At 36.3% G+C, this 12,250-nt stretch carries 10 protein-coding genes; all 10 read right to left on the bottom strand.

Annotation, left to right across the window (positions count from 1 at the left end):
• Window positions 1-61 precede the first annotated feature (61 nt).
• Window positions 62-1,171: a hypothetical protein gene (locus A6049_RS02310; protein WP_063563039.1), complete on the bottom strand. Its 1,110-nt coding sequence runs from the start codon at window positions 1,169-1,171 to the stop codon at window positions 62-64.
• Window positions 1,172-1,208: 37 nt separating this feature from the next.
• Window positions 1,209-1,715: a hypothetical protein gene (locus tag A6049_RS02305; protein WP_063563038.1), complete on the bottom strand. Its 507-nt coding sequence runs from the start codon at window positions 1,713-1,715 to the stop codon at window positions 1,209-1,211.
• A 27-nt stretch (window positions 1,716-1,742) separates the two neighbouring features.
• Window positions 1,743-3,263: a coiled-coil domain-containing protein gene (locus tag A6049_RS02300; protein ID WP_063563037.1), complete on the bottom strand. Its 1,521-nt coding sequence runs from the start codon at window positions 3,261-3,263 to the stop codon at window positions 1,743-1,745.
• 23 nt (window positions 3,264-3,286) lie between these two features.
• Entirely contained in the window at window positions 3,287-4,852 is a 1,566-nt protein-coding gene (locus A6049_RS02295; RefSeq protein ID WP_063563036.1) for a hypothetical protein, read from the bottom strand.
• Between the two features lie 33 nt (window positions 4,853-4,885).
• Window positions 4,886-6,637 (bottom strand): hypothetical protein, encoded by a 1,752-nt coding sequence (locus A6049_RS33705; RefSeq protein ID WP_205411982.1) that lies wholly within the window; start codon window positions 6,635-6,637, stop codon window positions 4,886-4,888.
• Window positions 6,630-7,547 carry a hypothetical protein gene (locus A6049_RS02285; protein WP_063563035.1) on the bottom strand — a complete coding sequence of 306 codons (918 nt, stop codon included), beginning with the start codon at window positions 7,545-7,547 and terminating at the stop codon, window positions 6,630-6,632. The genes A6049_RS33705 and A6049_RS02285 overlap by 8 nt, the downstream gene beginning before the upstream one ends.
• Before the next feature lie 155 nt (window positions 7,548-7,702).
• On the bottom strand, window positions 7,703-8,884 hold the full coding sequence (locus A6049_RS02280; protein ID WP_063563034.1) for a metallophosphoesterase family protein: 1,182 nt from the start codon (window positions 8,882-8,884) through the stop codon (window positions 7,703-7,705).
• A 4-nt stretch (window positions 8,885-8,888) separates the two neighbouring features.
• The gene (locus tag A6049_RS02275; protein WP_063563033.1) at window positions 8,889-9,071 is read right to left on the bottom strand and encodes a YonK family protein; all 183 of its coding nucleotides are present in this window, start codon (window positions 9,069-9,071) and stop codon (window positions 8,889-8,891) included.
• A gap of 133 nt (window positions 9,072-9,204) precedes the next feature.
• Window positions 9,205-9,480 (bottom strand): HU family DNA-binding protein, encoded by a 276-nt coding sequence (locus A6049_RS02270; protein ID WP_063563032.1) that lies wholly within the window; start codon window positions 9,478-9,480, stop codon window positions 9,205-9,207.
• Window positions 9,481-9,642: 162 nt separating this feature from the next.
• Window positions 9,643-12,237 (bottom strand): RNA dependent RNA polymerase, encoded by a 2,595-nt coding sequence (locus tag A6049_RS02265; protein ID WP_063563031.1) that lies wholly within the window; start codon window positions 12,235-12,237, stop codon window positions 9,643-9,645.
• Window positions 12,238-12,250: the final 13 nt, after the last annotated feature.

Raw genomic sequence — 12,250 nt, 5'->3', positions numbered from 1 at the left:
CTCCCTTTGTAAATATAAATAGGGGTACTTTATATAAGCACCCCTTCTAATTTAAATATTATTATGCCAACGAATTCCACATTGCATATCGACCACTGGTTACGATTTTTACATCCCAACGTTGATGAATGGTGTAATCCATGGAAAGGTCGGCATTTTGAGTAGCTTGAGATTCAATGATTTGAGTATTACCCTCGAATCCAATTTTAACAATCTTCTGAACAGCAGAAGAGAGAATCAGAAGAGTTTCTTCGTCAATAGCAAAATCATCTGTGTTCGGAATTAAACGCTGTTCCAACTCGAATAGGTCAGTACCTTGGAAGTTTGTAAGATATCCGTGAGTGTTGTACTTATCACCAAGGCCAAACTTAAAGTATTGGTCAGCAGGTACAACTTTGGACAATGCCAGTTTTGAACCGAAAGCGGCAGCAGTACCACCACCATTGGCAGCGACAGTACGCTGTGTCAATCGGTTAAACTTATCTTGTGCAAATGCACCAGTTTCTTTATAGCCAGCACCCAATGTAGGATAGCTATCAATAATAGCATTATATACATCGACAGTGATTTGAGTCTCGACTGAACGTACAACTCGCGTAACGAATTCGCCCCAGTTCACTTTACCAGAGACAATTCGATACCAATCTTCGCCTACTGTGATGATATGATTGACAGGTGTAAGAATTACATCACTACCAAGCAAACGTTGGCGTGTCCCCTTGCGTTTACCATTAGAAGCGGTTGACACAACGAACAAATCACTATTTGGTACATTAAATACCAGATTGTCTCCCCAGCCTACAGATTTAACATCTGCAAATTGACTAAAGTTATCCATGACTGTCTCAGGTACGATAATATCCAACATCTCAGAAATGAGAGAGAACATTGTCCATTTAACAGTAGGGTGACTTTGAAGTGCGGTTTCGTTGAATTGATGTTCAGCAGGCAAGTTTGCATATTTGACAGCAATAGTTGTTAAATTTTTAGAGAACAAATTTTGCTTGTCTTGCAAAGACAGAGTTCCAGCATATTGGCGAAGCTTACTCTTTTCAGATTCACTTTTGGAGTTTTCATAGCGAAAATGACGGAAGAGTTCTACGCCAGCCTGTACGATATCTTTTTGTTGCTCATCGAGTTTGTTGTATCTCATAGAAAAGTATGGTTTCATTTAATTGTTATCTCCTTGAATTATAATATTGGTTAGATTAAACAGAACGTACGACGAGCAGTTTAGTAGCAGGGATACGACGATTTCCTACAGAGATAGTTGTCTTATCAACAACTTGCATAGCAACCAGAGAATTTCCAGTCAGGTCATCTGCGGCAGCAGGTTTAAGCGCTCCATTTACAGGTACAACATATTTACCTTTTGCTGTCACTCCAGTAATACCATCATCTGTAATGGTGAAGTCGTCTCCAACCTTCAGATGGAATGCCGTAGCTGGACGATTAGCTGGATTTGTAAACAGAGTTACATCAGTAAGGTCTACACGCAGACCGTTCACCTCGATCAACTCAGGTGACCGAACCAGCAAAACTTCTTCTTTAGTGACATCAGTAGGTGTTGCTGCTACATACAAATCCGGTTGACCAGAAACTTGAGAAGTGATCGCTACAAAACTACCATTGGGCATATCTACAGTATTTCGTACATTTTTAACAAAGGCATCAACATTAGTTCCTGCCATAGTACCTAGATTAACAATTTGCATTTAAAAAACTCCTTTAATTATGTATAATTACTTGCTAAGACGAGACCAAACATCTTTTGATTCAGATGCTTCAGGTTTTTCATCATTTTCGATAGGTAATGTACCCATTTGACTAAAATCTACTTTCACATCTTTATTGCTTTCGGAAATTCTGTCATAAGCAAATGCTTTGATATCTTTTTCGAACTCATTAACAGAATTGTAAGAGGTTACCTTATCACGCCATTCAGTCAACTCTTCTTTGGAGAAAGCTCGTGCAATTTTCGAAAAGATGATTTCAACTTGCTCGCTTTTCTCTTTGTCTTCGACTGATTTTTGATATTCTTTTAGTTGCTCAATAGTAGCATTCAGTCCTTCAATTTCACTTTCTTTTTGAGTCAGTTGCTCCTGAACAACACTAAACTTATCGTTCAATTCAATATAATCGTTTTGTTTTGTGGAGATTTCATCTTTGAGATCATTGATCGCTTTTACCGCATACTCTTTATGTTCATCAACCACTACTTTAGCAAAACTCACTTCAATTTCATCAGCACTACCATTATCCCAGTCGGTTGGTACATATTTAATCTTAGTTGCAGATTCAAAGTTAAAGGAGACGTTATCACCATTCTTTGAATAGGGGATTCGCACATCTTGATAGTTATTCATTCGATCAACCGCATACACATTTTGATCATCAAAGTCACGCAAGTAATATCTTACAACCTCAATCTCTTCATCCCACCAATTCATTGTTTCGTATTTAACTTCTGAAAGTTTACGACTCAATTCTTCGCTAAGTTGTCCAACTGTGAGATTAAAGGAGGTTGCGATTTCTTTTTTGGTTTTCAATTCTTCTTTCTCCTTTTGTTCAGTTTCTTTTATTTCATTTGTTGCAAATTTCTGTTTAAATTTTTCCATCATGGTGTTAACTTCATCTGAAAACTCTGAAAAGTCAGTAGAGGTGAACTGTAATTCTATTGTTGAGTTCTGCATAGCTGGCTGAATGTTTTCACCAAGTCCACATGCACCATAGAACTGAAACTTAGTGAAGTGGAAGCAATTATCATCTCCCCAATCACCCTCAAATTCATCTGACAGCTCCATAGACTGACCTTTAACAATATCTCTATTCATAATGTCAACTGAATCATCAAATTTAGTCCACAACAGTGCTTCAACCGTTAAAAATGATCTTGTTACACCATCGTCACACAATCTATCCTCGAATGTAGCATTATTGGATTCAGGAATTATACCTATGGCTTTGCCGAGATATTTAGTGGCAATGTCTCCGTCTTTTCTGACTAGGATTTCACGGTGATCTGAAAAGTCTACTTGTCCAGTTGAACGATTGTTTTCTACATATGCAAGTACTGGAGTGTTGCTGAGAGAAGGGATGGCTTCTTCGATTACTTCTTTTGAGAAATAAGAACCATTATGATTTTTACCAGTGTGACAAAGCCAAATTTTTACCTTTTGAAACCTAATGTCTGATTCTTCTGATTCGTATGTATTTACAGATTGAAAAAGTATTGGTATGTTTCTAGAAACTTTGTTGCTCAATTAATTATCACCTCCCTTCATTGTTAAATGTCCAAATTCGAGTCATTGTCTCGTGTTTTTTCTCCGCTATCAGTAAGATTAGATTTTTGCGGAGCACCGACTTCATTACCTGATTGGACATGAGAAGAGGAGAGAGGACGCATTCTTTCTTTTAGGTCAATTGAATCTTCAAGGTTAATTAAATTGGAGAATTCTTGCGGGGTTTTTCCCATTGCTGTGGCAACGTATGTTACGGGAGCTCCATATTGTGCGGCTTTTATGGCACGATCAAATCTCTCTTGTTGATCAAATCGAGTACCTTCAAGATGACACTTAAACCTGTATTTACCCGTTGTTTGACGTAATTGAAAGTTAATAAATCTTTCGAACTGCCTATAAATCCTATATACAAACATTTCATCAGTTTTAATGGATGCTGCTAAACCAGAACCATTCAGTTGTTTTTCACCAAATAATACAGGGGATGTACCTGATGTTTCCCAGAACTCACTATTGCCCAAACCTACAATGCTATCCTTGCTATCCGCTTGTTTGAAATCCAGCGCTTCAGTTTCCAAGGGGGTAGTTACAACTTTAACTCCTTGAGGTACAGCGGCTTGCATAAGCGCAGAGAATTGACCAGCAGTATCAGCCATGATAGCAAAGTCATCTTTTTGTTTTCCACTTTTTCCTGCACCATCTTTATGCATAGGGATCTTATTGACCAGTAGCTTCCATACATCTAAAGAGGTTTTTGTTTTAAGCAGTTCTTTGTAATTGACGATTTCAATACTATCTAAGAACAATCCCATTAAAGGAGGAGAGATACCAGCACGAGTATCGTCAAACTTAAACGTCCATGCTTTAGCAGGATCAAGTTTTTGCCAATAGCTATATTGGCCAGTTTCATATCCAGATTTCTTCTTAGAGTGTTCTTTTTCTCCAATAAAATTATTGTAGTATTCTCGAAAGTCGGGATGAAAATCATCTAAGCTTACACCCGGATTTAAAAAGTACGACATGTTGAACGCATATTGGTATCCTAGATCATTTCTTGACCATATCTTACAGTAGTTGCTTGGTAATTCTTGAAGTCGTATACCATTTTCGCTTTCACGAAGATAATAATATTTTGCATCTTCGAGAATCATTCCTTCAGCTACTTTATGTAGTTCAGACACTAAATCAAAATCTTCGATCCACTGCAATGCCTTAGAATAAGACTTTTTGAACGCTTTGCTTTTCATGTCTTCGGCATCTGCATTTGTTGGCTCTAAATAGTGATCATAAGTAAGTATTTCAGACATATAAATAACGAGCTTCTTAAATTGCATGATAAAATTGAACAAGTATTGTGATAGATCTTTCAATTCTCTTTCATGGTTCTTTGGGTTAGCAAGCATCTTTTTAACACTGTCACGATTAAATTTGGCTGGAGACATGTTCATGTCTTTTAAAATTTGATTTTGCCAAATAGGACTAATCATTGAAGGATTATTCATTGTGTTGAACAATACCTGTGTAAATTTTCTCGCATATTCTTCGTTGAAAACAATCTCTTGTTCTTGTGTTTCTTCCTTTACTTCCGGCTTCTTAGGTGTGCTTTTCATTTTTCACCCACTTTCGTTTTTGCGTTTATAAAATCAAGTGAAGAAATAGTCTAGGTAGTTTACATCTTCTTCGTCACGCTTTACGTCCTCATAAGTTTTTAAGTAATAGAGAACATAAGCAAGAGCAGCCCAGATATCTTTCTCAGTTTTCTTAACCACCTGATCCACACCAAGTTTACCTCCTTGTTTTTGAACCAACTTCAAGTTGGCAACCTGATCGATTAACTGATCTGTTTGGTAGTGTGCAGCTTTAACTTGATTAATCTCTGTGTCTTTTTCTTTTGCTTTTGTGGTCTTGCTTGTTAGATCAAGCATTTTTTCAGGAACAAGAAGCTTCAGTCTTCCACTCTCAACAAAGTCAATAAAGTTGGTTATGATATCTGTCTGTATTCCTTGAGCTTTCAGACTAAATATTTTTAATAGAGATATCCCGTCCTGCGGTACTTCATCTGTGTTAATTGTGTCCCAGCTATCGTATGGATCGTTCAATAGAGGATCGTAAGTTTCCTTCATAAGTTCTTCAACTACACCTTGTCCAATACCATTAGCATCTACAACAGTCACATTACCGGAATAGTGCTTGTCGAGTCTTTTCAAAAACATTGCTTGATCGCTAAAATTTGTTCCATTTGGAGGGATGAAGATATTTGCAACAGTGACAGACTTAATGGTTCCGTTAGCATTTCTCTCAACTTCCGCAACAACGAACGCTGATTTATTATTATTGTTTGATTGAGATCGGGCAATATCCGCTCCAACATAATATTCCCTGTTCTTTTTGGGGGTAACAGATGCTCTGTTAACGGTTCTGAGCTCCATTAATTTATTGATATTAACAAGAGCACCATCACTAACTCCACACCATCGAGATTCGTAGTTTTGTGCAAATGAAATAGCACTTGTAGTAGGATCATCTTTTTTGGCTAAAATTTGAGTTCTAGTTTCTCCTCTGCCATAGTGACAGGGAAGCTCCCAACTTGCACCTAAGACCATTTTTCCCTTTAAATCAGCCATATCATCAATCATGTTACTTAATCGAATGAATTCATCGCTGCCTCGATATCCACTTGTAGTGAGGTAATTTATCATACCGTTCAACTCATAGGGATTGATTGCAGATAATCTTCCTATAGTTCTACGTGGCACGTTTACTACAGGCTCTAAGGCATCCTTAAAGAGAGTGTTATTTAACAACGCAGATTCTTCTACGTTCAATCTTCTTCTACGTTGACCCTTGGAGTTTTGAGCATTGGCAAGCACACTGTAAATTGCTCCAGAGGTGAATATTACCTCTACCTGATCTTTTGAGAAACTGGATTTTACTATCTCATTATTCATAAGAGGAAACCATTTTATGATCTCATTGTGTTTTTCTTCACTTATAGAAGAGGCATTTTCTCTGGTTTGCGCGCTCATAGCTATAGTTATGTCCGGGAAGAAAATGCAAGTGTGATAAATGCTCATCAATTCAATCATCGTCTTACCAAAACCACGGGGGAATACGCCATATGTACTAACAAATCTACTCATAGATCTTAAAAATACTCTCTGATCTAAGTCTAGCCTCATGCCGCCTTTTTCTGGTGTGATCAAGTCATAAAATAAATCAGGGAACCACTTACTCCATTGGACAAACTCAACCCATTTGCTTAGATTTTTATCAAATGAATTACTTTTTTTATCATCGATTTTAACAGGAGAGTTAAACTCAGCATTGGTTCCAACTCTAGAACTCTTTTTAGTGTGCTTGAAGTTATCGCTCTGAAAATTATTGTAATTAGCCATGACCTGATTCATCCTTGTTCAAATCGCTCATCTGGCTTTCATAATCCATCTTTCTCTTGTCATAAAAATCATAAATCTCTTTATATTCGCAAGAAGGCAACCCTTTGATGTCACGGACGTAGTTAATATAGCACCATAAAGTAACATCTACCTTATCTTTTGGTTGCTCAATAAATGAAGGGAGTAGTCCCATTATTTCGTGATTTTCTTCAACTATCCTAGCTAATTGCCCAAACCCGTCGAGACCTCCAGACAAGTCTGCTTTGCTCATTTGCGATGGTTTGAGTTTTCCAGCTTCTGCTACGTCTTTTACCATTGCAGCCCATTCTTTAGCACCCTTTAAATCTCCACTTGATTTTGCAAGTGTTTCTTTGACTTTATTTACACAAAATTCTCTAAAGTATTCCTCATGCATAGTAGTCAAGAGTTGAAAGCTGGACTTTAGTTGTTGGTACTTATTTTCAAATAGTATGTATTCATCATCTGGATACCCATAACCGTATTTGTCTTTTAGTTCGCCTATATCGTATTCACTGCTAATATTTATCTGATTGTTTGTTCCCTGCTCTTGGATATCTTCAGTTAGTACTGAGTCATTCCATGTTAAATCCTTGAACTTCTTAAGTTGAATTGTTTTTATGTATAAACCAAAAGTGTCTTGTCTTTTTAATGTTGCTTCTTCGATTGCTGATTCCCAAATAGACGCAATGAACGGTCTATTCATTTGTAACAATGCATCTTTTACAGTTTGCATGTTAGAATAATCTATATTCTTTTTCAGGCATGGTTTACAAACGCCAAATCTACCATCCGCGTCAAACTTACTACCTGAAACATAGAAATCTGTTACATTTTTATCTCGTTCACATGTATTACAATATTTTTTTTCTTTGATCGATTTACTATCCATAAATCACCTTCCTAAACATGCTCCTTAATTAAAAAACCATGGGGTAGGAGGGAGCGTCCGGTTTAAAGAACCTTATGGCAGGATCTCCCCATGTAAAAATAAATAAGAAAAAACCCGATTCTATATGTAATCAGGTAGTCGATTTATGTATTCTTTTAAAGTTTAATCTTGTATGTGCATTCAATATCTGAGCCATCTAAAACTATGTATTTTTGCATTGGCGTTGCGTAGTACCGCTTAGAAATTGCGTAATCATCAACGCCCATTAAACTACCGTTCACAACAACCTCTGTCTTACCAAACTCTTTCTCATAGTTATGATGAATATGGCCTGAGTAAATGTATTTAGGAACAAATCCTAAGAGTTGAGGGAGGTTTTTCGCTGAAGTATAAGCCGAATCGAGATCGCCGTGGACGAAGACATGATTTTCTCCTTCAATTTCCTCAACATAAATCCCGTCAGTATCTTTTACAATTTCGATGTTCTTGAAATCTTTCAAACGAGTTTCTAAAAACCATGGAATTAAATACTCTAGGTTCTCTCGGAAAATTGAGTCATGCTTATTTGAAATTAATCTGCTATGATTTCCGATAATATTAATGAATTTTACTTTGCGATGATGAAGGGATAGTTCTGCTAGTGCTTCCGCAACACTTTCCGCAGCAATTTGAATCTGATTAATCACATCTTCACCAGACTGAACTCTAGCAGACACATGGATCGCTCCGTGAATTATGTCACCGAGATTAGCAACGATAATTTCGTCAATATCGTTTCTCTTACTGTATTCCAGCGTTTTACTAATGAGATCAGATAGTCTAGATCTAAAAATATCAATATTGTATGTATTTAGACTGTTCTTAAACTCACTTCCAATGTGCCAATCACTCCATAAAGAGATTCCTTTTTTATTGGTTGATTGTGCTACGAGTGTAGAAGAGGGAGTGAGTGGCTTCATTTTTTCTAATTCTAGTACAGCATCTTTAATAATATTTTGTAGGTTTTCGAAACGAGCTTCTTTGAAGATTAATTGATTATACTCACGTTTTTGATCACGAAGTTTAACGGTTTCTTTCTTCAACTCCAATGTAGCATCTCGAACCTCTTCAGCCACTTCATTGTTTGCAAATTTCTCAAGAATCACAGGTTTCCATTCAAGATAGCTTTTGTATTTCTTGCGCCATCTTGATTCTGTGTATTCTTCCTCTGACTCTTGATTTAGCAAAGTAGCAGCTTGGGTCCAATTCAATCCATACAATTCCAGATTGTCACCTAGACGAATATGATAGTCTGTAATAGTTTCATTTACGCTTCTTTTTGCTGTTGTAGGAGTCATCAATTCACTCCTTTGGCTGAACTGGAAGATCTTCATTGATAGAAATTGTTACATTTTTACCATCATAGAATTTAAGTTCACTCAATAGGTCATACGTTTTAAATCCATTTTTATCTTCTTCGGTGATTTCCATAGTTTCTGTGTTCAGGAAACCTTTAAATTTAATAGAGTTATTTCGCTTTGCCATATTATATTGCCCCCAAAATTTTTTATTGTAATAGAAAAGAGGAGAGGAGAGAGGAATTGTCTCGTCCTATCCTTATCAACGTTCTTGTTATATGTTTATATATGTATTATTTTATCGTTTAAAGTATATAAAATTACTCTTTTACAGCGTTTTTTAGAGCTGTAGCTGGTTTGAAGGCTGGAGCTTTACTAGCTGGAATATCCATTTCTTCTCCAGTCTGCGGATTCCGTCCTTTACGAGCTGCACGATCACGAACCTCAAAATTACCAAATCCGAAAAGTTGAACTTTTTCACCTTTTGCAAGTGTATTAGTGATAGCACTGAGTGCTTCGTTAATTGTTTGCTCTGTGTCCTTTTTAGCCAATCCTGTTTTTTCTACTACTGCGTTTACCAAATCTGTTTTATTCATTTATAAATCTCCCTTAATGTTTTATTTGTTGTGGTGAAAGTATGCCATTTGAAACTTCTGTTACTTGTCATTAAGCCGTGAATTAGCATACCTCCCCTAAAACACCTATCTAAAATACACTCAATTTTATGAAAACCCTTATGTATCAAGGGTTTTCATTTTTCAGCCAATTCTCGTTTCCGACTTTTTATTATTTTTATTCCTATAAGTTAAATTTCTCTCTTTTTTCTTCTCATTGTCCACGATTTTTCCACAGCCTTCACAATATTTCTTAGAATTGTTACTTTTATTTCTATTATTATCAATTACGGTATTGCATCTTTCACATAGCTTTATTCTTGAGGCTAGATTTTTTTTGAGATTATCTACAATTATATCTCCGAAACTTGACCATAATGTTGTTTTGTATCCAGAGTTTGAACCATTATATAGATACTCGATTAAAACATCAGTAACAAAATAGGGATCGCTATGTATTTGTAACAATTCATTTCTTATGTACACATAAACGGGGAGGTGGTCAGTGTTATTTATATCACCACTTTTCTGCCTCGATGAAAGCATCCACTTAGTGTCATTTAAATCTCTATACTTGTTTAACACTGCATCATACATCTCATCTTTATCTCTGCTCTGGCTCATTAAGGTTCTATAATCAAACTCATACATATCAGAGACAGATTTAAATCTAATTCGAACATCTGGAAACATATTTTTCAGCCTATTAACCGTTGTTGTGTTGCTCCAAGATTCAGTAATTCTTTTTGCTTTCTTATTTTTTCTGTCTTGTGGTTTCAGTCTATACTTTTCGTAAGTAAAGAAGTGAGGCATCTTCATTTTATTAAATGGTTTAAACATTGTCTTGATGTGTTTTGGTCGAACTGGTTTATAATTTGTTTTCGCTGCATCAATCTCAAAGTTATTTTCCATAGTTCTGATTTTAACTAGATCTACATCTACTGAGTCACTATTCCATAACTTAGTGATGTCGTTACTGATAATGCCAATATTTCCGCTGAAAGCTCTTTTTAAATTTTTCTTGATGCTATCTCTACTGATTTTCTCTGCTGGAGCCTTCTTCATATCATAGTAGAGAGGTACGATTCCCTCCATATTCCTTTCAGCCACTTTTACTAATGTTTTATCGTTACTTACTGTCACTTTATCCCCGTCACAATCAAACATTAAGATTTTGCTAATAGGGTCGTGAATAGATGTATGAACGCTTTTACTAACAAACCATTTTCGAGTTACATCATCAACTACATTAGATCTAACCGCATGTTCTTTATAAAGATGCGGGCTTCTCAAGCAATCGACTTTCTCACTGTCAGGTATTGAAACACATGAGACTTCACCATCTAACAACAATCCCCTTGGATTTTTATTCCCATTAAACAAATACTCGCAAAAAGCATACAGATCGGGGGCAATGAAAGTATAACATCCATCGACTTTGATTTTTCCTGTATATACTTTCCTCATTAAACTAGCCTTGGCTTCCTTAAGTTTAGTTTTTACGTGAGGATCTAATAAGAGCTCTGGATATATGTATAATGATTGCTGGAGATTGTTCTTATCTTCGAACTTTCCCTTTGTTGCCCCTAACAGATTGAGCATTTCGTCAGGGTTACTTACTGTTTCTTGGATGTCATTTCGAGTAGCCGACACAAGTTGGTCTAACTCTTCTTCGGAAATTAGAGTTAGTGTTTGCAACATTTGATAACAAAGTCGAGCAGAGCTTAATTCGTCTTCTTCAGTGTTAGTTACACTAGCATGACAGTTATATTTCTTGTAGAGTGACTTATACTCATCCCAACTTTGATAGTATTTCCACATCTTAAACTGAGACTTAGTGAAAATAACTTCTATCTTATCTTTAATAATGTCATGTTTCTTACCGTATATATCAGCTACAATTCTATTGTGCTCCCCCACAAATTTATCATAAGGGAAGGGAACGAGTAAGCCTTTAACCCAAGGCAGACGAACCATAAATGCTTTCTTGCTCTTCTTGGGTAAAATCATTCCGCAGCCATCTGTGTGGCAAATTGGCACATCCATTTTTCTTCGACGAACTGTATATTTGACATCATCGACGAAATCCACGGTAGTATTGATTGAAGTTTCAAAATCTTCCACAACGATTGAGCGATCAATATTAAATTTGCCCCATAGATCAGTTGCGCTCGAACATAATGCTAAGTAGGCCAAGTATTTATTAATGCTAACACCATATAGCCTTTTGTTGTTTTTACCAGTGTCAAAGTGATTATTGATTCGCTCTTCAGTAAGACCACACATTAGAGTCAGTTTGACTTTTCCCCAAGTTTCCTTTTTCATAAAGACGGTTTTCTTAGTTCTAATTTGTCCAGCAGACGCAGTAAATGGAACATACTCCTCACCATTTAGAGTGAACCCATTTTCTACTAGACTGTCAAATACACTGTAGTAATGAGTTTCGACAATAATTACGTCCTCGTATGTCTGATTTTCTAATAAACCAAGTGTACGAGTGAGTGAAGACTCAAAAAGAGATACTTTGTTATTGATAGACAAACTATTTGGATTTAAGTTTCGCTTTAGATTAACGTTTGAATCTATAACTGCTCGAAAACTAGTTTCTAACTCCTTGACCTTGTCTTTTTCGTTGTTCAGTTTTGCTCGGTTAATTTCTTTTCGCAATAATCTTTCTTTTAATGTAAAGAAGGCGCTCGTATCAACGCTATATATGTATACTTGCTTATCCAGTGCCATTCAAACATCCTTT

The organism is Paenibacillus sp. O199, from assembly GCF_001636635.1.
In the GTDB taxonomy this organism is placed as follows: Bacteria; Bacillota; Bacilli; order Paenibacillales; family Paenibacillaceae; genus Paenibacillus; species Paenibacillus marchantiae.
The sequence above is the reverse complement of the archived record's forward strand: the minus strand, read 5'-3'. Positions and strand labels throughout refer to the sequence as shown.